Source organism: Pseudanabaena sp. lw0831, assembly GCF_016584665.1.
In the GTDB taxonomy this organism is placed as follows: Bacteria; Cyanobacteriota; Cyanobacteriia; order Pseudanabaenales; family Pseudanabaenaceae; genus Pseudanabaena.
The window spans coordinates 45,037-69,552 of sequence record NZ_BBJB01000023.1; the positions used below are offsets into that span (position 1 = coordinate 45,037).

The window sequence follows — 24,516 nt, forward strand, 5'->3', positions numbered from 1 at the left end:
TTGCTGAGTTTTCAGAAAGTAAGAATTTTAAAAAAAACTCATAGAAGTTACCCTAATTCAACAAGTTAAGATGTACTAACTTTAAACTAAACAATTTCCCTTTGTCCAAGATGCAACTAAAGACTTAAGTGATTGGGATATCGCTGATACTGTTGGTTGGGATCGCTATATTTATATTCAAACCCTGACATATTAATGTTCTGGGGCTTTGAGACTATAGAACTTGGGTTAGCATAATCGCTAAGCACTATAGGTAGGCTGGATAAGCAAAATATGGCTAAACTCAGAATTGGCATTAATGGATTTGGCAGAATTGGACGATTAGTGGTTCGCGTTGCTGCCAAGCATCCCGAAATCGAGATTGTCGGAATCAACGATCTAGTTCCTTCTGATAACCTCGCCTATCTGCTCAAGCATGACTCTACTCATGGACTCTATGATGGCGCGATCGCAGCTAAAGCAGATGGCATTGAGATCGACGGTAGGTTTGTTCCTTGCTCTGCGATTCGCAACCCTTCAGAATTACCTTGGGGGGAGCTAAAAGCCGACTATGTGGTGGAATCCACGGGCTTGTTTACTGACTATGCTGGTGCGATCGCGCATATTAGTGCTGGTGCAAAGCGTGTAATCATTTCCGCTCCCACAAAAGATCCTGAAAAAGTGCCAACGTTGCTAGTTGGAGTTAATCACACGAAGTTCAATCCTGAGACTGATTTGATCGTTTCTAATGCAAGTTGCACCACCAATTGCTTAGCCCCGATCGCGAAAGTTCTCAATGATAACTTTGGGATTGCAGAAGGATTGATGACCACTGTTCACGCGATGACTGCCACGCAGCCAACGGTGGACGGGCCAAGCAAAAAAGACTGGCGCGGTGGACGTGGTGCTAGTCAAAATATCATCCCTTCTTCCACAGGTGCGGCGAAGGCAGTGGCTTTGGTGCTGCCTGAACTAAAAGGGAAGCTGACGGGAATGGCTTTGCGTGTTCCTACGCCTGATGTTTCGGTGGTAGATTTGACGTTTAAAACGGAGAAATCCACTAGCTACAAAGCAATCTGTGAGGCGATGAAGGCGGCTTCAGAGGATTCATTAAAGGACATTCTCGGTTATACGGATGAGGAGGTTGTCTCGACAGATTTTCGAGGAGATTCGCGATCGAGTATCTTTGATGCTGGCGCAGGTATGGAACTAAATCCCAACTTCTTTAAGGTTGTCTCTTGGTATGACAATGAGTGGGGGTATTCCTGTCGTGTGGTTGATTTGATGATTTCCATGGCACAAAAAGAAGGAATTCTCTAAATCCTAAAAAGGTAAGGGCAATTCATGAATTGCCCTTACCTTTTGGTTAGCTTATTTTATGGAGGAGGTGATCGCACATTTACAGCAATTGCCGATCAGACGAGCCACAAGAAAAACCATAAAAGCGTTGCAAAGCAACGCTTTTATGGTTTTTCTTGGTTTGGGTTTGAGCGCAAAGCGCATTTATATCATCGATCGCCTGTGATGACAGTCACCACTATGTCAACTTAGATCGAACACAATTAAAGTAGGAGTGAAGCATAGGATCTCATAATTGCAACTCATTTTAATCCTTTTTTGTGGAAATCCTTAGGTCTATGAAAACACAACAATTCTCAGACAAGGAAAATCTTAGCCTTGAGCAGGGTGCTACTCGTGAAGAGATAGAAAAGCCAAAGCTAGATCCCGAACTGCTCAAGCAATTGCATAGTCTGGATCAGCATCCTCAACGCTTGCCGATCTTCATTGCTTTGTACTTAGCAGCAGCGTTTGCTTTGTATGGATTGGTACAGGCGATCGCTACACCTTGGGTGTACATTCTCTGCTTACCTTTGTATCTATTAGCAGCAGCCTCTCTACATGGGATTAGTCTGTTCACCCATGAAGGAGTGCATGGGGTACTGAGTCGTAATTATCAGTGGAATCGATGGCTGAGTATTTTTTGTGCATTACCCGTTGGGCAAAACTTCTCGGCATACAAAGTGTTACATCTTAAGCACCACAAGCACTTAGGTATAGAAGGTGATCCTGATCATTACAAGAACTACACCAAATGGAACTGGCTAACATTTTTTATGCATTGGGGTAGATTGATCATTGGTTATCCTGTTTACATTATTGCGATTCCGATCCTTGGGTTTTGGCAGGGAAATAAATCTGAACGAGTATGGATTGCGATCGAAGTAGCCTTGCTTGGCTTATTAGTTACGGCGGTGCTGCGATCGCCTATTCCCACAGCATTCTTAATTCATGGTTGGTTGATTCCGATGCTTTGGATTAATACAATGGTCAATATTCGCGGGATGAGTCAGCATACATTGCTCGAACATGAGGCAGATTTAGTTCGCGGAACCCGCACGATTTTGACGATTCCTTTAGTGAGATTTTTTATGTGTAATGAAAATTATCATTTAGAGCATCATCTTTATCCCGCCGTACCTTGGTATCATCTACCACGTCTCCATCAAGAGCTAAAGTCAGATCTTGTTCAACAGGGAGCACCATACATTCCTTCTTATTTTTCTTTTGTACAAGACTTTATCGCCGCCAGCTTGCAGCGTCAGCCCGTCGGTACTGTGGTGATTAATTGACGCAGGAAATCAATATGCAAACTTTAATCGGAAAACCGATCGCTAATCCGAGAATCCAGCAATATCCTGAATTGGCTCTCGAAGATTTAGGCGAGTTACCATCTCTGCAATCAGCCGTATTGTGGATCGCAGAAGTTTATGACTTTAATAAGCATCCCTATATGCTCTGGATGGAAGAGCCCACAACCGATCGCAATTCTTTTCGGCGCAGCCAACTTCCATTCCGTTTTGCCGTTGAGTCTTTCTCTCAGCCATTAGCTGCGGTGTTAGCCCGAACTGAGACTCTAGAGACACGCTTGCCATTACTAGCAAATATTACGGAAGAGCATGGTCATGGCGATCGCTGGCGATCGCACAAATACACTTTTCAGCAGTACCTTCGTGCTTTGGGAGCAACTGAATGCGAACTCAATTCACCTTGTACTATGCCAGTATTGGCGTTTAATCAATCGATTTTGACCTATTGCCTAATGCAGTCAGGAGAATCGGGAGCAGCGATGCTCGGCATGATCGAATATCTCTATGTTGGGATCAGTGCCGCGATCGCCAGAACTTTCCATCAACGTGGCTGGACATCTGTGGGTAGTCAGTCACACTATGCATTCCATGAAAAGATGGATACTGAACATGCGAGAGACTTGCTGTTATTAGCAGAAGCAGGTTGGGAAGATCCGCGTTCTCGTCGGCAAGTATTGCAAGGATTAATGCTTGGCGCTCACTATTTCTGGAGTTTATATCGTGATTTGTAACTCCAGTTTGGCAATCACCTCAGAAATAGCCTTCTCGCAAGTGCGCGAAGATCCTCGGATTGAATTGCGTGTAATCCAAGAGTTAGCCAAGCGTCAGCAAAACCCGCTAAGGGTGCTTTTGGTGGCTTCAGGTGGTTGCACCGCCTTAAGTTTGCTGTCACATCCTGCGATCGCTAAAATCGAGGCGGTAGATCTTAATCCCGCCCAACTACATCTCGTCGAACTACGTCGCCAAGCCTTACTGCATTTATCTTTGGATGATCAATTGCAATTAATTGGCGTAGATAAATCCGCAAGTGATCGCGATCGGCTCAGTCTCTATGCCAGCTTCAGTTCAAATTTACCTGCGAGTACAAAAGCCTTTTGGGATGCAAGACTGGAACAGATTGAGTTTGGCGTTAATCAAGTCGGACGCTTTGAACAACTATTTCGTCAACTTGCAGAAAAGTTTGCCCAGATTGGAATCGAACCTTTGCAAGAACAGTTAATGGCAGTTCAACATCCGCAATGGCGTGATATTTTTGAGCAGGTATTTGAGCGCGATCGACTCATCCAAGCCTTTGGCGAAGCTGCCGTTAACTACTCGATGGATCGCAGCTTTGGCGAGCATTTTGCCGATGTATTTGCTCAAGCTTTACAGCGCTTTATCCCCAATCAGAATTATTTTTTAACTCAAGTCTGGGGCGATCGCTATACGTCAAATCTCACAGGAGAGGGAGTTCCTCTTTATCTCCAAGCATCCGCCCAAAATGATATTCGCACATTAGGAACAGAGCGATTACAGCTACATCAGGGCGCTTTTGTTGATTGCCTTCAGAAACTCGCCAAAACAGAAAAATTCGACCTGATTCAGTTTTCTAATATCTCAGACTGGATGCCTCTAAGCAATCTACATCAAATGCTAAACGAGATAGTCAACTGCCTAAGTTCGGGCGGCGCGATCATCGGGCGGAGACTCAATGGCGACCATAATTTAGCAGCTATCATGTCCGAGCATATTACGATTGATCGCTCACTTAGTCAGGAATTGCTAGCTAGCGATCGCTCTTTTTTCTATCGTGAAGTTGTTGTAGGATTTCGGTCATGAAGTTCCATCGTATTGAGTTCGCAGAACGTTCTCTATTTCAAGCTGGAATTGAGGCAATCGAACAAACTGCTTTCTATCCATTAGGAAATGATTTCTTTCAACTCGATCATGGTGATAATTACTTTGCCTTTTTTGATCGTCTCGGCGCTGTAAGTTACTTTGTTGCCCTAGATGGCGATCGCGTGGCAGCCGTTGGTGCAGGAATATTGAGACAAGTGCCTTACCGTCAGGATCAACCAGCATGTTTAGCTTGGTATCTCTGCGATTTAAAAGTCCATCCCGACTATCAGCGGCAACATCTTTCGATGAGGATTTTGCATCATGCTTTACCAGCTTGTATAGGAGAATGCGATCGCGGTTATGCAATATCGATGAATGCAGGTGATGGTAAACCTAATCGTCTTGTACGTGTTTACGAGAAGTTTAATCTGGTGCGGTTTCGCTGCTCGTCTATATTGGGGATCTATAGTGTAGATGCGGAAGTAATGCGATCGCTAGAACCGATACTCATTAAATATCGCGGTAACATCTCTTATCTCTCTCTAAAAGGCATTAAAGATTTAAAACTAAAAAGTAATGGAGAAATGTTGCCATTACTGCATGTACAGTGGGGTGATCGCCTGCCAGCCGAGATTTCGGCTCCCGTCGCTGGATATACCCATATGTTCTGTGTGCCTAGAGGTGATGACTTAGCGATCGCCCTTGCCAATCAGAATGTATTTCCTAATGCGATCGCTAGTTTGGTCAGTCATGGCATGGATGAAAGTGATTGGCGATTTATTCTAACTAGCGATATTTGATTTGTCAGTGATGTAACATTCATCGCTGACAAATCATTATCTACTTCTCTTATTTGAGGGAATTCCTAACGCTTTTCTTACCTTTTTATCTATTTCTGGTTTGGGGACATAGTAAACATGCAGCATAGATGAATAATTCCAATACTGATAATTGGTTGGCTTGCATTGGCTAAAGATATCTCGCATCAAGCTCAAATCACTTGAAGAAATAGCAACATTACCCTGTGAGCCAACAGAAGTAAAGTCACCAATAATCTGTCCATTTACTTGAGAGTCCAAAGCTGCAACCCACTCACAAATCGCAGTACTGTTAAAGTTGAAGCAGCTACCCACTCCACATTGGTCAAGATTGCTAATAAGCCCTCTAATTGCTGTCTTTACTTGCTCAGTAGACTTGATAGAATCAACAAATTTTTGAAGATCCCCCGACTGAGCTTCAGTCGGTAGAGGCATTGATGTAGAAATCAAACATATTGCTGAAGTAACAAAAAATTCAGTAAGCCTTGAGTTGATAATTGTCATAAAAGTTAATATTTAACCTGTAGAGAAAAGTAGAATACATGAATCTGATCATGTTCTTGGAATTGTTTCGCTCCTTGTCTATTTTTATCCTGCCACCAGAGAAAATGGTATAATTATAGAGTGAAAAGATAAAATTATTCATTGAGGAATCACCGATATGTATACCATCGATCGCAAAGAAATGAAGGTAGCAGATAGTCGTAGTGATAGCAGTGAGCTACCCTCCGTAAAAGTTCCAGAAGCAGTTACAGAAACAACTTTTGAACCTACCCCCAATCCAAGTATTCCCATCTCAAGCGGTTATACCGTAGATGATCAGGGACTACTGAATAACTATGCAATTCTGACACCGATGTATATAGAAGAGCCTACTCTTCCAACTGCTGAAGAGCGACTTCGCTCTAAATCTCAAGTTGTATTCGCTATTTTGCTCACAGCAATGGCAATATTTATCGCTCTCGTCGTAAGTTAAGATTTAACATGCCTTAAATGACTCAAGAAAATCCCTTATCTCCTAGCCCTTTCTCCTAAGTCAAAGAAAGAGAGTAGGGATTTTTCTTGACTTCTACTTTTTGAGTGGGAAAATTGCATTGATATCTAGGTTTAGGATAATGGCATGGAGAAAGTTTCAACAAATAATTTAACAAATCAAATGTGTGCTGGCGATCCCGCTCATGATATTTGGAAAAGACAGCGGCATCCCCTTGACTGTATTTTTCATCCTCGCTCTGTTGCTGTGATTGGAGCAAGTGAACGAGAAGGAAGTGTGGGGAGAACATTGCTTTGGAACTTAATTCGCAGTCCCTTTGGGGGCACTGTTTTTCCAGTTAATCCTCAGCGTCATAGCGTATTGGGAATTAAGTCCTATCCAGATATCGCTAGTGTTCCCGAAGTAGTTGATCTAGCCGTAATTGCAACACCTGCGGCGACAGTCCCTCAGGTGATTCGTGAATGTGTGGCGGTCGGAGTGAAAGGGGCAATAATTGTTTCGGCGGGGTTCAAAGAAATTGGAGAGGCGGGGACAGCGTTAGAACAGCAAGTTCTCGCTGAAGCAAGACGGGGTGGAATGCGAATTATTGGACCAAATTGTCTTGGAGTCATGAATCCACTGGCAGGACTAAATGCCACCTTTGCGGGTACGATCGCTCGTGCGGGTAACGTTGCTTTCATTAGTCAAAGTGGAGCGCTCTGCACTTCGATTTTAGACTGGAGCCTCGGCGAAAATGTGGGATTTAGTGCCTTTGTTTCCATCGGCTCGATGCTGGATGTGGGCTGGGGTGATTTGATTGAATATCTCGGTGATGATCCCCACACCCACAGCATAGTTTTATATATGGAATCAATTGGCGATGCTCATGCCTTTCTATCGGCAGCTCGTGAAGTTGCGATGGATAAACCGATTATTGTATTGAAAGTTGGACATACGGAAGCGGCAGCGAAAGCTGCTGCCTCACACACTGGGGCTTTGACAGGTAGTGACGAAGTGCTAAATGCAGCATTTCGTCGTTGTGGGGTATTGCGCGTACATACGATCTCTGATCTCTTTGATATGGCAGAAATTCTCGCCAAACAACCGCGCCCCAAGGGGAATCGCCTCTCGATTGTCACCAATGCTGGGGGACCAGGCGCGATCGCAACGGATGCTCTGATCAGTGGCGGTGGTGAATTGTCTGAACTAGCTCCAGAAACATTGCAGCAGCTAGATCAATTTTTGCCTCCCCAATGGAGTCATCATAATCCCATTGATATTTTGGGCGATGCTAATAGCGATCGCTATGCTAAAACCCTAGAGGTTGTGGCAAATGATCCCAACAGCGATGGATTGCTCGTAATCTTGACTCCGCAAGCGATAACTAATCCCACCCAGACTGCGGAAAAGCTCAAGGCTTATAGTCAATTAGGTAAGCCAGTTTTAACAAGTTGGATGGGCGGCGCAGAAATTGCCGCAGGGACGCAAATTCTCAATCAAGCTAATATTCCCACCTATCCCTATCCCGATACTGCCGTCAGATTGTTTAACTATATGTGGCGGTATACCTATAATCTGCGTAGTATTTATGAAACTCCATCCTTACCTGCGGATTCCGATCAGTACGCACCCGATCGCCTTCTTGCCGAGAAAATTTTAGCGCCAGCCATCAGTAGCGATCGCAGTCTGTTAACTGAGTATGAATCCAAGAAACTACTCGCTGCCTATGGAATTCCCACTGTACAAACCGAAATCGCTACAAGCGATCTGGAAGCTGTAGAAATCGCCGATCGCTTTGGTTATCCTGTTGTTCTTAAACTCCATTCCGAGATTATCACTCACAAGACGGATGTAGGTGGGGTGCGTCTTAATCTCGAAGATGCAGCAGCCGTTACTCGCGCTTTTATGGCGATCGCATCCAAGGTTCGAGCTATAAATCCTCAAGCCTTTTTGGGTGTAACTGTGCAACCGATGGTCAAAATAGAAGGCTATGAACTGATTTTAGGCAGTAGTCTCGATCCGCAGTTCGGCGCGGTAATGCTTTTTGGTATGGGTGGTCAGCTAGTAGAAATATTTCAAGATCGGGCACTTGCCTTGCCGCCATTAAATACCACTTTAGCGCGACGAATGATGGAACAAACTCGCATCTATCAAGCTTTGCAAGGAGTTAGGGGGAGGAAGGCGATCAACCTCGCAAAACTTGAACAGTTATTGGTTAACTTCAGCCAATTAATTGTCGAACAGCCCCAGATCCGTGAAATTGATATCAATCCTCTGACGGTTTCGCCTGAGTGCATGATTGCTCTAGATGCACGAGTAGTTCTTCACACCACAGATATTGCCCAGCGCCCAGCTCCTGCCATTCGCCCCTATCCTACAAAGTATGTGCAGCCGTGGGAATCCCTAAAAGGCGATCGCCTCACGATTCGCCCTATTCGTCCTGAAGATGAGCCGCTTATGGTTCAGTTCCATCAAAGTCTTTCAGAAGAGAGTGTCTATTTGCGTTATGCTCACATGGTTAAGCTCAAGCAGCGGATTGCCCATGAACGCTTAACCCGAATTTGCTTCATTGATTACGATCGCGAAATGCTTTTAGTCGCTGATTCTAAAAATCTGCAAACTTCCGAGCATGAGATTTTGGCGGTAGCAAGGTTGAGTAAGTTACATGGCACAACCGAAGCCGAATTTGCACTAATCGTTAGCGATCGCTATCAGCATCAAGGTTTAGGCACAGAGCTATTAAGAAGACTTTTAGAGGTCGGTAAAGAAGAAAAACTCAGTGCGATCGTTGGTTATATCTTGAATAGCAATGACAAAATGCAAAGTATCTGTCGCAATTTAGGATTTCAGTTACATCCAGATCGGCAGGAAGGAATGTTAAAAGCTGTTTTTGTGCCGTAAAGCCAACTTAGATTTGTGACTAAAAAAATAAGACTTTACAATCTGGGGTTAGATTTGCTAAGCTAGATACTCGTCGCCTAAATTAAAATGCGCCAAACTACAGCATAATTAAGAACAATACTTTGCTACCAAAATAAGCATGACTCAAATAATCGTTGGTGAAAATGAAGGGATTGAATCGGCTCTGCGTCGATTTAAGAAAAAAATCCAGAAAGCTGGCTTACTAGCAGATATTCGTCGCTGTCAGTACCATGAGACCGCAGGCGAAAAACGTAAGCGTAAAGCTGAAAATGCTAAGCGTAGAGGTCGTTTTCGCCGTCGCGATAGTTAATAGAAAAGGAGTGCAATGCGCTCCTTTTTTTGTGGCTAATAGCCAACGCCTAGTAATTTATTTTCACGCCGAAATTGGCTTGGCAACATCACATTAGTACCATTTGCCCAGACACCTAAGAGATCGCCTTGTGCTTGTGCTTCAATTTCCTCATAGCCTTGGCAATCCTTTTCTTGGAGGCGATCGTAATGGGCTAGCCCCAGAGAAACCATAACTTTGTTAGCATTTTGTCCACCCGCTAAAACTTCGGCAGTGTAACGCCCAAATTTATCTTTTTTGAATACTTTTAGATAAATCTCTTCATCGTAAAGGATGTTTTGCAACACTTTGCGAGCATGTTGTCCCTCGGATTGCAGTAATTCAGGCGCATCAATACAAGCAAGGTGAACTTTAGTTTTGATGCCCCGATCTACAAGGGTGATGTTATCGCCATCAAAAACTCTAACTGCGAAGGATGCAGCCCATGTAGGCTGAGTCGAGATCGCGATATATGCGAAGTTGATGACCGCAATCAAGACAAGCTGCTGAAATTTATTTACAAAATTAGCAAGGGACATTTATGGGAATTACAGAGGGCTTAGATTAATCATATAGCTGTCGCAACCACGCGCTTTTTCGGCTTTAGGTGGCGGCGATCGCAAATTCGCCACGACACTTTGCGCCGCCATCAGAGATCGCTAGTTCATGGAGCGTAAATTCATTGCCGAGTTTATGCACAAGGGCTTCTAGTAATGCGTGAATCTCTTGATCGCTATTGGCTACAGGAGGTGTATCAGCAGCGATCGCTTCTAAGAAAATTGGTGACTTAAGGCAACTTTGAAAGTCTTCGGCTGAAAGCTCGACATCCATCGTGACGTGGATGGAATCAAGTAATCGTAAGGTCTCACCTTTGATGATTTGGGAAATATTTAGATGAATAGACTCGGCGCATAGATCGATATTGGTGATCGCTAAGCCTTTATATTTAGCCCCCACCCCGATGACTGTGGCTTTGGGGATATCACCGCTTAAAATTTGACGACTTTTGCCAGCGATCGCAATTTCGATGGTTTCGATATGCTCGACCTGCGATCGCAACCATAGTTTAATAATAGGAATTAATACAGAACTAACAGCAGACATTGTGAGTTGAACCTATTTAAGGTTTTGGCAGTCAAAACTAATAGCTTAGAAATAAGTTAAACCTGCCAATATTGTCTAAATAAGTATAGATGCTCATACGGATGTTCGCCATAGATGTTCAGAGCGGTAAAAACAGATATCAGAGAATCACCTCAGACCGATCCCGATCTCGCGATTGTGCAAGCTTGCTTGCAGGGTGATCCCCATGGGTTTAAAAAACTTTATCAGCGTCATCATCAAAAGGTGCGCTCAACGCTCTACCAGCTATGTGGCTCCGATAGTCTAGATGATTTGGTGCAGGATGTGTTTTTACGCGCATGGAAAGGACTATCTAAGTTTCGGCAGTCCTCCCAGTTTTCGACGTGGCTCTATCGGATTGCCTTTAACGTGGCAAGCGATCGCCGTAAAGCTCTAGCCAAAATGCGATCGCGCAATATCTCTGTCGAAGATGAGCAATTAGAAAATCTCGCTGACGATGCGATCGCCCGTGAAAGTGATTCGCAACCGAGCTTAACCCAAATGCATTATCAAGACCTAATGCAACGCGGTTTGGCTAAGCTAAGCGAAGATCATCGCGCCGTATTGGTTCTGCATGATCTAGAGGAGTTACCGCAAAAAGATATTGCCGAAATTTTATCTATTCCTGTCGGCACGGTGAAATCGCGGTTATTTCATGCCCGTAGTGCCATCAAAAAGTTTTTAGAAGCGCAAGGAGTCGAGTTATGAAAAACAAATATTCTCAAGATTTTCCAGAACACTTTGGCGAAGACCCTAGTGAAAATTCTAATGACTCCTTATTGTCTTTTCTCAAACAAAATAAACCGATCGCTCCATCCCCAGCCCCAAATTTTGAGAAACAGCTATTTGCTGAAATCAGTAAATATCCACAGCGATCGCCAAAATCTTCTAACGCAAATTTACGCCGTTGGCTGCCTTGGGCGTTATTGCTCCCCGTCGCGATCGCTACAGGGATTACTTTTAATTGGGCAACGAACCGATCGCAGTATCAAATGGCAAGTATTAGCGAATCTGAAAAAGCTGAGATCGAGCAGTCGCTGATTAGCAGTTGGAATATGACCGATGACATGACCTATCAAGCGGTTAATACTGCACCTAATTCCTCAGATACACAGCTTTTGAGTGAGTTAGCACCTCTTGAATATGAGTAAACAGCCGAGAAATATTATGTTTAAATCAAAAGTTTTTCAATATTGCGCGATCGCGACCGCCGTAGTTGCCGCCAGTGGTACTATTTGGGCGAGTAAGGCAAACTTGCAGTTGCAATCAGCGCAATCTCAAATTCAAGCGAAATCTCAAGTTCAATCTCAAGCCAGCCCTGAAAATAAATCAGAATCAGAACCCGAAATATTAGCCCAAAGGCAGGATCGTCCTGAAAATGGCGATATGCCTTCAGGTAGGATGCTCAAACAATTAAATTTATCAACTGAGCAGTTACAAAAGCTTAAGGCAATTCGCGATCGCGATCTTGCGCGGATTCGAGAGCTTGCTCAACAATCCAGTCAGGCGAATACGGAGTTACGAGATTTACTAGCAGGGTCTGAAAGCAGTGATGTAGTTCGGGCTAAGCATAATCAAGCGCTAAATCTCCAGCAAGAATTACGCAAGCAACATTTCGAGCGAATGTTAGCCATGCGCGAAATCTTGACCCCACAACAGCGATCGCAGCTCAAAGAAATCATACAAAAAGAGCGACCAAATCACCCCAGAGAGAGCATGAAAGACCGTATCCAAAATCGCATGAAAAAACGTCTAGATAATCTAGGCGATCGCCCAACCCTCTAGCGCTTTGCGCTCAAATCCAAAGCAATAAATGTTTTAAAAGTGTTACTAAGCAACATTTTTAAAACATTTATTGCTTCATAAAAAAAGCACTGCGAATCTGTGCTTTTTTTTGATCGGTGTAAATACCTAACGCGAAGAAATTGTTAAATCCCTCCGCCAAATCTAGAACTGCACTTAATATAATCTCTAGCTATTACAAATACTTCTGTTGAGTTTTATCAAGATTCACGAAGAAAGCCTGAAACTCATAAACTTGCATGACTGACTCTTTATCTTCTTATAAATCAGCACAAGCGGCTGAAACCTCTACTAATAGTAGTTCTGAAAGTACAAACCGATTCATAGAGCCAGTTGTATTGATCCATCGCATGGCGCTTGGGATTGCGATCGCAACTTGGATGTTGATGGCGATCGGTAGTGCGACTCGCGTGATGAATGCAGGCTTGGCTTGCCCCGATTGGCCCCTGTGCTATGGTTCAGTATTGCCCGCAGAGCAAATGAACCTGCAAGTATTTTTAGAATGGTTTCATCGTCTAGTTGCCTCTACAGTTGGGTTTGCCACGATTGTTTTGTTTAGTGCAAGCTGGTATTTCCGCACATCTTTGCCGAAATGGCTACCTTGGACGACATCGGGATCTCTATCTCTGGTGGTTTTTCAGGGGATTTTAGGTGGACTGACGGTAACGCAGTTATTACGGTTTGATATCGTCACAGCCCACTTGGGGACGGGGCTATTATTTTTTTCTAGTTTGCTAGCGATCGCCACAGCTTTAACTAATCAAGCTAGTTTTGATGGACTGCTTCTCAAGTCGTCAAAACTAGCTTGGCTTGGCTTAACAGCCGCATTTTTAGTGTATTTACAAAGTATTCTTGGTGCATTGGTCGCCTCACAATGGGCTTTACACCAATGCTTTGCTACACAGAATATGTGTATTGTTTTGAATGCACACTTGATTGGTGTGATTCCAGCTACCCTTGCTAGTATTGCGGTTGTGTTAACGGTTTGGCTAAATAAGGCGATCCCCCCTGTATTAAACCGCTTGGCAACGATCACAGGTTTACTAGTAATTGCGCAGGTAGCGATCGGCTATGCCACTTATAAACTGCACCTACAGGTCGAACCGCTTACCATTGCTCACCAAGCCACAGGTTCAGCATTGCTCGGAACCCTCGTTTGCTTTGCAGTGTTAGCATTTAGAGCTACCAGACAAGACCAATCTTTAATCCAAGAACAGAATCAAGCGCAACCTGCGATTCGCTAACTGTAATAACTGCGAAATATTTTAGGAGTTAAGCGCAATGCAAGAAACAGCAATTCAAGAATTGAACATCTCAGAAACAGCGATCGCAGAAAATATCTTTGCTAAAGCCAATCAATCTTCAAGTCGTAACTGGCGAGAGGTTATTCAAGATTATACGGAACTAACTAAACCACGCATTATCGTCTTGTTGCTAATCACCACCGCAGGGGCGATGTGGATTGCTTCTGAAGGAAAAGTGGATGCATTTTTGATGTTTATTACAGTTTTAGGCGGGGCGATCGCAGCGGCTTCGGCAAATGCGATTAACTGTCTATACGATCGCGATATCGATGCCAAAATGGAGCGCACTAGCTGGAGACCAATTCCATCGGGTCGAATTCAACCTCTTAATGCGCTGATTTTTGCGATCGTCTTAGCGATTATTTCCTTCGCCTTGCTGACTGTATATGCAAATCTCCTTGCCGCTTGTCTAGCGATGTCTGGGATCGCTACCTATGTGGGTGTTTACACAATTTGGCTCAAACGTTCCAGCACTCAAAATATCGTCATTGGTGGCGCAGCAGGTGCGATCCCGCCCTTAGTTGGTTGGGCGGCGGTAACTGGCGAACTAAGTTGGGCAGCTTGGGTTTTATTTGCGATTATTTTTGTGTGGACTCCACCGCATTTCTGGGCTTTGGCATTAATGATTCGTGATGAATATGCCAAGGTGGGGGTACCAATGCTGCCAGTCGTCAAGGGCGCTGAAGTGACGGCTGATCAAATTTTGCTTTACACATTGTTGTTGGTTCCTGTATCGCTGTTGCTAGTTTATCCTTGCAATGTCATGGGTTTAGTCTATGCATTGTCGGCTGTTGGGCTGGGTGGTGCATTTATTTATAAAGCAACCAAGTTACTAAAAGAACCAAGCGATCGCACAGTAGCGCGATCGGTGTTCAAATATTCGATTCTATATTTAGGGTTACTTTGTGTAGCGATGGGAATTGATAGCTTGCCAGTTGCTCATATCTCTGGGGAGCAAGCGATATCTTTACTCCAAACTACAATCGCAATTCTCATTCCATAAAGAAAATGCTCTTTGCATATCTTTTTTATGACAAGAGTAAAAGGTCGGGGGGCAATGCCTACAGCGCTTTGCGCTCAAACCCGAACCAATAATTCTTTAAAAGTGTTGCTTCGCAACACTTTTAAAGAATTATTGTAGTTCGTTTGATCGAAAATTGCTGTAAATAATTTAGATTCGGTAGGGGCTGTAGATGGTGCGTGATAGCCCTAGACTTCGGCTATTGCAGAAATTTCTTCCACGTAACATCAGTGATTAAATTCTCTGGATTGGAATATTTGATATATATAGTTATACTGCTCTTCTATATTCTTTAAAAGAACGGCAATTTTGGCGACATCTTCACTAGTATGTTCATTGGACTTAATCAGCTTTATGCATATAGATTGCAGGGCTTGGCAAGAATTACAAAGCCGAATCGCGCCAAAGGTTCCACTTCCACCCTTGAGAACATGATTTTCCTCTTCTATAGCCACAAAGTCTTGTTTTGTAAAAGCTTCCTTCATTTTGGCGATCGCATATGCAGAATGTTCTAAGTAAACATTGATTAACTCATCTAAATTCTCTGTGCCCACAGAATCTTCTAGACTCGCTAAGGTCGATAAGTCAATGGGAGGTTGACTATGATCAACAAAGAGGAGTTGATGTTGGGGAATTCTTTGTAGAGCCGCAATTAAACTTTTGGTTTGTAAAGGCTTAGTGAGATAGTCGTCCATACCTGCATTCAAGGCGAAATCTCGCGATTCTGAGAAAGCATTTGCCGATAGCCCGATAATCCAAGGTTGATGATTTGGGATTTGACGGATAGTTTTAGTCGCATTCAATCCATTCATGATTGGCATTTGGATATCCATAAAGATCAGATCGTAGGATTGGCTTAAAAATTGATTGACGGCTCTCTGCCCATTTTCAACAGCATCTGCTTGATAGCCTAAATTTTCAAGCATCACTAATAGAATCTTTTGATTTACAGGATTATCTTCTACAACCAAGATTTTCAATGGATAACACTTAGCAAAATTCTCGTCACCCAAAATATTATCGATTTCAGATGAAGATTGAGAAATTAGTTGGGGATTTGGATAGGAAAATGTTATGGCTTTTTGGTTAGTAAAAACATTGAGAAACGCTTGATAGAGTTTTGATGTAGATATTGGCTTAGTGATGCAATCTCTAAAGTAGGTGGAATTGGTATTTTCGTTGATAACTACATTGATTGGAGTTAGGAGAATTAAAATTAAATTAGGAAAAACCTCTTTAATACTTTTGGCAAGTTCTAACACATCAATTTCAGAGCCATCAGCCTCCACTAATTGTCGATCAATTAAAACTGCCTCAAAGTTAGATGTTATGAGCAATTGCAAAGCGTCAGTTGCCGTGTATGCGGCTTGGATGGTTATTTCCCATGGTTGAACATACAAAGCGATCGCCTGTTGGAGTGTGGAATTAGTATTAACGCATAAAATGCTTTTGCCTTTTAGTTCTGGAGAGATCGCAGTGGTTGCATCTAAATCTTCAATGATTGCTTGAACACGAATAGAGAAGCTGAAAGTTGAACCCTCACCGACTTTGCTGCTCACCCCAATTTCGCCACCCATCAGTTCACAAAGCTGCTTGCAAATCGCCAACCCCAAGCCAGTGCCGCCATATTGTCGCGCAATCGAATTATCGGCTTGACTAAATGCTTTAAAAAGTCTGGAGATCGCTTCGGGTGCAATGCCGATGCCTGTATCGCGCACCTCAAATTGCAATTCGTAAGTGTTAGTCTCGCGATCAATTAATAGTGAGTTTACCGTAATTACAATTTCCCCAGATTCCGTAAATTTTATGGCATTACTAACTAAATTGACGAGGATTTGACGTAAGCGCGGATAGTCTCCTAGTAACTGTTGCGGGATATCTAGACTAATAAGTGGGATCAGTTCGATAAACTTCTCAGCCGTGCGCGATGCCATTAGCTCTAGAACTTCTTCGATGCATTGATGAAGTCTAAAAGGTCGTTCTTCGAGTTCAAAATGTCCTGACTCAATTCGTGAAAAATCGAGAATACTATTGATTACCGATAGTAGAACTTCGCCGCCTTGACGAATAGTATTGACATACTCCTGTTGTTGGCGAGATAGGGCAGTTCTTTGTAAAATCTCGGTCATCCCAATCACGGCATTCATCGGCGTGCGGAGTTCATGACTCATGATGGCAAGAAACTCGCCTTTAGATCTGTTTTCCGCTTCAGCAACCTGTCCTGCTATCAGTTTTGCTTCAACAATTTTGCGATCGGTCACATCCTCTACGACCACAACAAATTGAATTGGGTTACCATTTTCATCTCTCACTAATCCGAACCGACTAATCACATCGATCTCATGACCATGTTTATGAATGTATTGTTTCTCGACTTGGACACTAGTTACTTCATGATTTACTAGAAGATGTATGGCAGTCAAAGTTTTTTCGACAGAGTTAGGATGTGTCAGTTCGATCACCTTCATATTCAGCAGTTCTTGGTCGGGATAGCCAAATGTTTGGCAGAAACCTTGATTGACTGTTAAAATCTTACCTTGTAAATCAAAGGTAGCAATTCCAACTGGAGCATTGGAAATCGTTAATTTGAGTAAGGTTTCATTCTGAAGTAGTTTTGATTCGGTAAGTTTGCGATCGCTAATATCAAAAGCAGAACCACGTAAAACCTGAGTTTTGCCGTCCGTTGCCAAGCCAAGGTGAGCAGTATCACGCACCCAAATAATTTTCCCTTGGCTGTTAATCATCCGATATTCACAACAAAAATGCTCTCCAGTTTCGATAGTGTGACGAACTTCCTGATAAACGCGATCGCGATCTTCAGGATGCACATAATCAGCCCAAACATTAAAAAATCCTGCATTCCATTCTGAAGGTGTTACATCCAAAAGCTCTTGTATTTGCGGACTAATATAAGCAAATTCTGGGCTATTGTTGATCGGTGATACATAGGAAACATTAGGAATTTGCTCGACTAAAGATCGATATTGCTGAATCCATCTGTACAAAACTTCATAGGCATGATCCGCTTCTTCTAATTGCTCCAATAAACTACGATCGCGATTTACTCTTTGCAAAGCGATCTCAATCTGCATAGCGATTTGTTGCAGCATCAGCACATCATCTTGATCCCATGCGCCTTGCAATGAATCTCCATCCAAAACTACGCATTGATGCAATATCAAAAATCCCCATAGTGGTTGATCTCCCACTCTCTCTGACAAAACAATTGGTACAAGTAAGTAAGCCTTACTTGCAAATATTTCAGCTAAGTTAATCTCGCATCTAGTCACCCCCGCAGTATAGAAATCAATGATTTTCCTTGTTATGTCCTGCCCCCATTGATATTCTTCTCTCAGCAGATTTTCAATCTGCTCTTGCGAACAAGGCTCACAATTTGGCGCGATCGCTTCTGCCACGATCTTGCCACTAATTCCCATTCCATTATGACGATCTATAAATTTATCTAGCTGATAGATTGCGACATGCCCTACCTGAACTAAATTTAGTAATTTTGCGGTGACCCCCTGAAAAATCTTTTCTTCGTTGTCAGACTGACGCATACTCTGCAAAATTTCTGAGCAAAGTAACATCCTCGATCTTACTTTTTCCATCCCTACACCTGAAATAATGAGCTAAACTACTTATCTTTGTTCCTATTTCTAGTTTCTAGCATCCCATAATTATCATCTTATTTAGAGCAAAATAACTCATGAAAATCGTTTTGTGTATAGTTTGCAAGGTTTATAAGTAATATCATTTTTTTATAAAATATAGATTAGTTTAGCACTCTCTTTGCGACGAAGTTGTGCAACGCTTGTTTCTCAGCAATTTTCATTCTAAAAATCAGCGCCTGCGCTGCTCAAAAAATAAAATCAACTCCAAAACGAGAATTGCTGCTTTTCTCTATGTTTGTAGATTTGTTACACTGGCTAAAGAAGTAATCAACTAATTGCCAGTCATTATGATCAGTACCTTGCTCCAGACCAAAGAGCTAGCAAATCTGCAATATTCTCCAGTAAGCGATCGCTTTGACGAAACATGGGAAGCCCCACTCTCGATCTTGTTGGGACTCGGTCGCTCCGCAGGAGCTGATTTTGTGGAGTTTTTCCTAGAGCGAAATAATTACATTAGCTGTCTCGCTGAAGATGACACGATTACCAGCATCTCGCCACGTTTATCCACAGGAGCAGGGATTCGCGCCTTCAAAGGCAAAGCTGATTGCTATGTCAGTACCAATGATTTGACTTTTCTCGGATTAAAATCTGCCCTCGAACGCGCCCTTTCTATTTTAGGATTACAACTTCCCTCTCAAAACTCGATCATTCCATCGATTCATTTGGAACTCTTTCGTGACTATGCCACCAAAAAGAACAAAGAATCATGGATCGCCCAATGTAGCCCTATGCGCGAAATGGGTGACATTCTCCTTGGTACAAATCAGATGCTTGCGAAAAAGGGTAAACATATCCAATCAAGGCGATCGGGATATTTCCGCGATTGGCAAGAAATCTTGGTTGCCTCAAGTGATGGCACATTTGCCAGAGATATTCGCCTCACCCAGTCGATTGGTTCTAACTTACTCTGTGCTGATGGCACAAATCGCTCATCCATTGGTAAGCGCGTTGGCGGCACGAGCGACCCTAGCTACCTCCGCAATTGGAACTACGAACCCGTTGTCGATGAAATCGTCGAAGCCGCAGGCAAAATGCTCTATGCCGATTACGTCGAGTCTGGCTCCTATCCGATCGTCATGGCAAACCAGTTTGGCGGCGTGATCTTCCATGAAGCTTGTGGACACTTACTAGAAACTACGGGCATCGAAGCGAAGACGACACCCTTTGCAGAAATGAAAGGTCAAAAAATCGCCCATGAGAATCTCACGGCTTGGGATGAAGGACGCTCCGAAGAAGCCTTTGGAACCATCGATATGGATGATGAAGGAATGCCCACGCAGCGCACCCTCTTAATTGAGAATGGCATCCTGAAAAACTTTATTAGCGATCGCGCTGGTGAGTTACGCACAGGTCATCCGCGCACAGGTAGCGGTCGTCGCCAAAGCTATGCCTATGCAGCAGCTAGTCGGATGCGAAACACCTATATTGACGCAGGTGATTTTTCTTTAGACGATCTTTTTGCCTCAGTCGATAAAGGTATCTACTGCAAAAAAATGGGCGGCGGCAGCGTCTTGCCCACTGGTCAATTTAACTTTGCCGTTGACGAAGCTTATCTGATTGAAAACGGCAAAATTACAAAACCACTCAAGGGTGCAACGCTGATCGGCGATGCCAAAGAAATTATGCAAGAAATCTCCATGAGTTCTCGCGATCTAGAACTCGCCGCAGGTTTTTGTGGCTCTGTCAGTGGTAGTGTCTATGTCACCGTCGGACAGCCCCATATCAAAGTAGACGCGATTACCGTCGGTGGTCGTTAATATTTTTATAAAAAGAACCGCTAAGCGGTTCTTTTTATAAAAATATGGCTTTAACTTCAGCACAAAGCACTGTAAGCTTTCTACTAAAGTGATCAAAAGGTGATCAAGCCGTGGATGCAAATGCGATCAATATTGAGCTGATTAAGGAGCTTCAACGGACTAACTTGCTACTCCATGCTCAAAAAGAGGCTGCGATCGATGGAATTTTTGCCGTCGATGAACAAGGACGGATCGTCAGTTTTAATCGTCGTTTTTGCGAAATGTGGAATATTCCCCATGACTTATTTATTGAGAATGAGTTTCATAACGGATCGCCATTAGGGACATTTTTTGTTAAATCCGATCTTCCAGCCGCTTTGATAAATCTGTTAGAGACTACCTACGATGCGCCCGATCTGTTTAGACGTGGTGAAATTGTTTATGGCGATCGCATCTTTGATTACTACACAAGTCCCGTCAGCTCCGAGCAAAATAAGTTTTTTGGCTTAATTTGGTGTTTTCGCGATATTACTACCAAAAAACACGCAGATCGGCGACAGATGCAATTAATGGAAGATCTACGCCAAGCTAAAGAGGAAGCGGAAGAAGCAGTTCGTACCAAGGCAGCTTTTTTAGCGATGATGAGCCATGAAATTCGGACACCAATTAATGGTGTGATCGGCATGACCCAACTCTTAGCAGGAACTGACCTCAACGCCGAACAGGACAAATTTGTACGCACAATCCAAGTCAGCGGAGAAATGCTGCTTTCGGTAATCAATGATATTTTGGACTTCTCCAAAATTGAATCAGGCAAATTGGAATTAGAAAATGCACCTCTGGATGTAAAAGCCTTGGTACGCGATATCTACGATGTGCAGTTATCTAAAGCCAAGGAAAAGAGTCTCAAGTTTGAAGTCATGATGCAGCCCCAAGTGCCACCATTTATCATTGGTGATGTGACGCGACTACGGCAAATTTTATTAAATCTGGTTTCTAATGCGCTTAAATTTACGGATACAGGTTCAGTTCGAATTGGGGTGCGCTTAGCTTCCGATCAAGTTCCCACAGCCGATCGCCCTTTTCAATTGCTGTTTTCGGTCACCGATACAGGTATTGGCATTAGTAATGAACAGATGCAGCGGCTCTTTCAGCCTTTTTCTCAAGCAACGGTTTCCACCTCCCGCAAGTACGGCGGTACTGGACTAGGGCTAGTAATCTGCAAAAATTTGGTCGAAACTATGGGGGGCAAAATCCAAGTCGAAAGCAATGCTAATCATGGTTCGGCGTTTTCATTTACGGTGATGACCCAAATTGCCAAGGAGAAGCCAAATTATACGTTGCAAGATGCAATGAATAAGAATGTCACTGGTAATATTCGGCTAGGCGATCGCATCCCGTTGAAAATTTTGATTGCTGAAGACAACTTAATCAATCAAGAGCTAGCCATGGCGATGCTGATTAAAATGGGCTATCAGCCCGATGTTGTCGATAATGGCTTGGCAGTGCTAGAAGCTCTACAGGTTAATCATTATGACTTGCTCTTACTAGATGTGCAAATGCCCGAAATGGATGGGCTAGAAACAGCATCCTATTTGGTTAATCATTGGGATGAACTCCAAACAGGTTATGAACGTCCCACGATTATTGCGATGACTGCTAGTGCGATGCAAGGCGATCGCGAGATGTGTTTACGGGCTGGCATGGATGATTACATCAGCAAGCCGATTATGATGGATTCGCTGCACCGGACGATCGAGAAATGGGCTGTGGGTGCTCAATTTGATCATGAGAGCGTAGATCCAGCCGCAAAAGAAATCATTTCTTCAGTAATTGATCCAGCCGCTGTCATGAATCTTGAACAAATTAATCCTAAGCTAATTGGGCGGATGATTAACCTATTCACAATCGAAGAAGCACCGATACTATTGCAAAATCTTCGACAGGCGATCGCTAATAACAATCTCCAAGAGGTTGGCTATAATGCCCATACCATGAAAGGCAGTAGTAATATTTTGGGCGCTAAAGCATTGGGCAAGCTCTGTCTCGAAGTCGAGCTAAAGAGCAAACGCGGAGACAATCAAGGCTTACCAGAACTATTAGCAGAAATTGAGGAGCAATATCAAATTGCCTGCCAAGAACTAGCAAAATTATCCAGTTAGCATTTACAGCAATTTGCTTTCAAATTTGCCACGAATAAGAATATAAAACCCATTGCGGGGCTTCGCCCTGCGACCCTTCTTGTGGCGGTTTTGATCGAACAAACCCAAAGAAGTATTGGCGGCGCGAAGCGCCGCCAATACTTCTTTGGGTTTGCATTGAAGGTTAGAATGGCAAAGCTAAGCTTTGCCATTCTAACCTTCAAAAATTTTATGCTCTCCATCCGCAATCTTTGCTATCATCCTCCCGCCACTCCTGAAGCAATTCTCAACAACATATCCTTTGAGTTACAAGATCGGCAATTGGGCTTGATGATCGGACCAAGCGGTTCTGGCAAAAGTACGTTACTGGAAATTTTGGCTGGGTTTGTCCAATGGAATAGCGGCAGCATTTATTGGAAATCTCAAGAACTGATGCCCGATCACTTACAACAAATATGCGGGTTAGTATTTCAGTTTCCTGAGCGTCATTTTTGTGGGAGCACAATTTTAGAAGAATTAAGATTAGGACATATTGATCTAGATAGCGATCGCATACAAGGAGCATTAAGTTCTGTAGGCTTAAGTCATCTTAATCCCAACAATTCCCCGCAGTCTCTCAGTGGTGGTCAGCAGAGGCGATTAGCTCTCGCTGTGCAGTTAATTCGTCAGCCCAGCTTGTTACTGCTAGATGAGCCAACCGCAGGCTTAGATTGGTCAATGCGTAAGCAAATTCTCGGTATCTTGCAAGAACTCAAAAAAAATTGGACAATCCTTGTCGTTACCCATGATCCTGACGAGCTTGACTCGATGGCAGATCAAACTTGGACAATTGCTCATGGCAAGATCTAAAATGCGGCGCTTCGCGCCGCAACCTGCTCTAAACTACTACGCTAAGAAGCTTGTGGAATTCTCAAATGACTGATAGTACTGATAGTTTAATCGTCAAACCCAAAAAATCTGGACTTGCCCCATTGATCCTCACATTGGTGGAATTGTTGCGTCAGTTAATGGAAGCTCAAGTAATTCGACGGATGGATGCCGAAAAATTAACTGAGTCTGAAATCGAGAAAGCCGCTGATAGCTTGCAAGCTTTAGAGCAGCAGATTTTTAATCTTTGTGAAGTTCTCGATATCGATCCTGAAGACCTGAATCTTGATTTAGGTGAATTTGGTAAACTTCTGCCTAAGCGTGGTGCATATTATCCCGACAAATCATCCAGTGAGTCATCTATTTTGGAACTACTTGATCGCTTAATCAGTACAGGCATTGTTTTAGAAGGTGATGTACAGATTGGTTTAGCTGATATTAATCTAATAGACCTCAAATTGAAGCTAGTACTGACTTCAGGCGATCGCACTTCATAATGAAACCGATTTTGGGGTTTTCATCACCGTAGGCGGTGAAAACCCCAAAATCAGTTTTAATTCTCTGGTATGATCCAAGATTAGAATGAGTTAGTAGACAACTTATGTATCGACTCAAGTATCCAACTGAACAGAGCGATCCTCCACTTTCTCCTAGAGAGACATTGCCGACAATGTATGACTTGCCAAGCGAAAACCATGAGGAACTTGGGGTGGATCAATTTCATGGTTTTCAGTCTGAGCTTTTATGGCTAACATTTTGTCCTGCGAATTACAAAAGCGATCGCATATTTAGCTCCAGCGATCTGAATCTTTATTATAATGTGCATCACCAAAATTGGTATAAGCGCCCCGATTGGTTCGGTGTGGTTGGTGTACCCAAACTCTATGACGATCAAGATCTGCGGCTAAGTTATGTGATCTGGCAAGAAGGCGTTAGTCCCCATATTGTTGTGGAGCTATTATCACCCAGCACCGAAAAAGAGGACTTAGGCAAATCACATTCAAGAGAGCAAATTTCTCACAATGGCAATACCGAAAAGCCCCCATCGAAATGGGAAGTGTATGAAAAGATCTTGCGAATTCCTTACTATGTGGTATTCAGTCGCTATACCGATCAAATGAGGGTGTTTACTTTACAGAGCGATCGCTATGTAGAAAAAGATCTCACAGAACTAAAAGTATGGATGACCGAAATTGAGTTAGGCATCGGTTTATGGGAAGGTGAGTATAAAGGAGTTCAGCGTTTGTGGTTAAGATTTTACGATTATAATGAGAACTGGATACTCACTGATGCAGAACAATCTGAGCAACGAGCTAAGTATTTAGAACAACGTTTGCGAGAGTTGGGGATAGAGCCATAGGG

The 24,516-nt window shown here is 43.2% G+C and carries 23 protein-coding genes; 19 read left to right on the top strand and 4 right to left on the bottom strand.

The features are described 5' to 3' along the window. Window positions 1-273: 273 nt before the first annotated feature. The 6 genes from gap to APA_RS05050 all read left to right on the top strand — a co-directional run bounded on the left by gap (window position 274) and on the right by APA_RS05050 (window position 5,245). Window positions 274-1,299, top strand: coding sequence for a type I glyceraldehyde-3-phosphate dehydrogenase (gap, locus tag APA_RS05025; protein ID WP_201321219.1), 1,026 nt, complete (start codon window positions 274-276; stop codon window positions 1,297-1,299). Between the two features lie 24 nt (window positions 1,300-1,323). Next, entirely contained in the window at window positions 1,324-1,530 is a 207-nt protein-coding gene (locus tag APA_RS05030) for a hypothetical protein (protein WP_201321220.1), read from the top strand. Window positions 1,531-1,616: 86 nt separating this feature from the next. Next, the gene (locus APA_RS05035) at window positions 1,617-2,609 is read left to right on the top strand and encodes a fatty acid desaturase (protein ID WP_201321221.1); all 993 of its coding nucleotides are present in this window, start codon (window positions 1,617-1,619) and stop codon (window positions 2,607-2,609) included. Window positions 2,610-2,623: 14 nt separating this feature from the next. Continuing rightward, on the top strand, window positions 2,624-3,358 hold the full coding sequence (locus APA_RS05040; protein ID WP_201321222.1) for an iron-containing redox enzyme family protein: 735 nt from the start codon (window positions 2,624-2,626) through the stop codon (window positions 3,356-3,358). Further along, a complete protein-coding gene (locus tag APA_RS05045; protein ID WP_201321223.1) occupies window positions 3,318-4,445 on the top strand; it encodes a DUF3419 family protein in 1,128 nt (375 codons plus the stop codon). Before APA_RS05040 ends, APA_RS05045 begins: the two co-directional genes overlap by 41 nt. Beyond that, a complete protein-coding gene (locus APA_RS05050; RefSeq protein ID WP_201321224.1) occupies window positions 4,442-5,245 on the top strand; it encodes a hypothetical protein in 804 nt (267 codons plus the stop codon). The genes APA_RS05045 and APA_RS05050 overlap by 4 nt, the downstream gene beginning before the upstream one ends. Window positions 5,246-5,281: 36 nt before the next feature. Here the strand turns inward: APA_RS05050 and APA_RS05055 are convergent, their stop codons facing one another. After that, window positions 5,282-5,767 (bottom strand): hypothetical protein, encoded by a 486-nt coding sequence (locus APA_RS05055; protein ID WP_201321225.1) that lies wholly within the window; start codon window positions 5,765-5,767, stop codon window positions 5,282-5,284. 157 nt (window positions 5,768-5,924) lie between these two features. Here APA_RS05055 and APA_RS05060 point away from each other — a divergent pair, with 157 nt between their 5' ends. The 3 genes from APA_RS05060 (at window position 5,925) to rpsU (ending at window position 9,468) form a co-directional block, all read left to right on the top strand. Then, window positions 5,925-6,239, top strand: a complete 315-nt coding sequence (locus tag APA_RS05060) for a hypothetical protein (RefSeq protein WP_201321226.1) — start codon at window positions 5,925-5,927, stop codon at window positions 6,237-6,239. A 144-nt stretch (window positions 6,240-6,383) separates the two neighbouring features. Continuing rightward, window positions 6,384-9,137 carry a bifunctional acetate--CoA ligase family protein/GNAT family N-acetyltransferase gene (locus APA_RS05065; protein ID WP_236579414.1) on the top strand — a complete coding sequence of 918 codons (2,754 nt, stop codon included), beginning with the start codon at window positions 6,384-6,386 and terminating at the stop codon, window positions 9,135-9,137. A gap of 139 nt (window positions 9,138-9,276) precedes the next feature. Further along, complete coding sequence (rpsU, locus tag APA_RS05070; RefSeq protein WP_094532977.1) at window positions 9,277-9,468, top strand: 30S ribosomal protein S21; 192 nt, start codon at window positions 9,277-9,279, stop codon at window positions 9,466-9,468. Between the two features lie 35 nt (window positions 9,469-9,503). Here the strand turns inward: rpsU and APA_RS05075 are convergent, their stop codons facing one another. Then, entirely contained in the window at window positions 9,504-10,025 is a 522-nt protein-coding gene (locus APA_RS05075; protein ID WP_201321227.1) for a thermonuclease family protein, read from the bottom strand. Between the two features lie 64 nt (window positions 10,026-10,089). After that, complete coding sequence (locus APA_RS05080) at window positions 10,090-10,590, bottom strand: DUF2993 domain-containing protein (RefSeq protein ID WP_201321228.1); 501 nt, start codon at window positions 10,588-10,590, stop codon at window positions 10,090-10,092. Between the two features lie 114 nt (window positions 10,591-10,704). Here APA_RS05080 and APA_RS05085 point away from each other — a divergent pair, with 114 nt between their 5' ends. From APA_RS05085 to APA_RS05105, 5 genes are all read left to right on the top strand, one after another. After that, the gene (locus tag APA_RS05085) at window positions 10,705-11,316 is read left to right on the top strand and encodes a sigma-70 family RNA polymerase sigma factor (protein ID WP_201321229.1); all 612 of its coding nucleotides are present in this window, start codon (window positions 10,705-10,707) and stop codon (window positions 11,314-11,316) included. Next, on the top strand, window positions 11,313-11,759 hold the full coding sequence (locus APA_RS05090; protein ID WP_201321230.1) for a hypothetical protein: 447 nt from the start codon (window positions 11,313-11,315) through the stop codon (window positions 11,757-11,759). The genes APA_RS05085 and APA_RS05090 overlap by 4 nt, the downstream gene beginning before the upstream one ends. Before the next feature lie 16 nt (window positions 11,760-11,775). Further along, window positions 11,776-12,393 (top strand): Spy/CpxP family protein refolding chaperone, encoded by a 618-nt coding sequence (locus APA_RS05095; protein ID WP_201321231.1) that lies wholly within the window; start codon window positions 11,776-11,778, stop codon window positions 12,391-12,393. A 257-nt stretch (window positions 12,394-12,650) separates the two neighbouring features. Continuing rightward, on the top strand, window positions 12,651-13,655 hold the full coding sequence (locus tag APA_RS05100; RefSeq protein WP_201321232.1) for a heme A synthase: 1,005 nt from the start codon (window positions 12,651-12,653) through the stop codon (window positions 13,653-13,655). A gap of 37 nt (window positions 13,656-13,692) precedes the next feature. Next, on the top strand, window positions 13,693-14,718 hold the full coding sequence (locus APA_RS05105; RefSeq protein ID WP_201321233.1) for a heme o synthase: 1,026 nt from the start codon (window positions 13,693-13,695) through the stop codon (window positions 14,716-14,718). Window positions 14,719-14,963: 245 nt separating this feature from the next. On the opposite strand, the gene APA_RS05110 is transcribed toward APA_RS05105, so the two are convergent. Then, window positions 14,964-18,347 carry a response regulator gene (locus tag APA_RS05110; RefSeq protein WP_201321234.1) on the bottom strand — a complete coding sequence of 1,128 codons (3,384 nt, stop codon included), beginning with the start codon at window positions 18,345-18,347 and terminating at the stop codon, window positions 14,964-14,966. 350 nt (window positions 18,348-18,697) lie between these two features. Between APA_RS05110 and APA_RS05115 the strand changes: the two genes are divergently transcribed. The 5 genes from APA_RS05115 (at window position 18,698) to APA_RS05135 (ending at window position 24,514) form a co-directional block, all read left to right on the top strand. Further along, the gene (locus APA_RS05115) at window positions 18,698-20,167 is read left to right on the top strand and encodes a TldD/PmbA family protein (protein WP_201321235.1); all 1,470 of its coding nucleotides are present in this window, start codon (window positions 18,698-18,700) and stop codon (window positions 20,165-20,167) included. Between the two features lie 110 nt (window positions 20,168-20,277). After that, window positions 20,278-22,308: a PAS domain-containing hybrid sensor histidine kinase/response regulator gene (locus APA_RS05120; RefSeq protein WP_201321236.1), complete on the top strand. Its 2,031-nt coding sequence runs from the start codon at window positions 20,278-20,280 to the stop codon at window positions 22,306-22,308. 210 nt (window positions 22,309-22,518) lie between these two features. Continuing rightward, window positions 22,519-23,136, top strand: coding sequence for an ABC transporter ATP-binding protein (locus APA_RS05125; RefSeq protein WP_201321248.1), 618 nt, complete (start codon window positions 22,519-22,521; stop codon window positions 23,134-23,136). A 65-nt stretch (window positions 23,137-23,201) separates the two neighbouring features. Next, entirely contained in the window at window positions 23,202-23,651 is a 450-nt protein-coding gene (locus APA_RS05130) for a gas vesicle protein K (RefSeq protein WP_201321237.1), read from the top strand. 104 nt (window positions 23,652-23,755) lie between these two features. After that, a complete protein-coding gene (locus APA_RS05135; protein ID WP_236579415.1) occupies window positions 23,756-24,514 on the top strand; it encodes a Uma2 family endonuclease in 759 nt (252 codons plus the stop codon). Window positions 24,515-24,516: the final 2 nt, after the last annotated feature.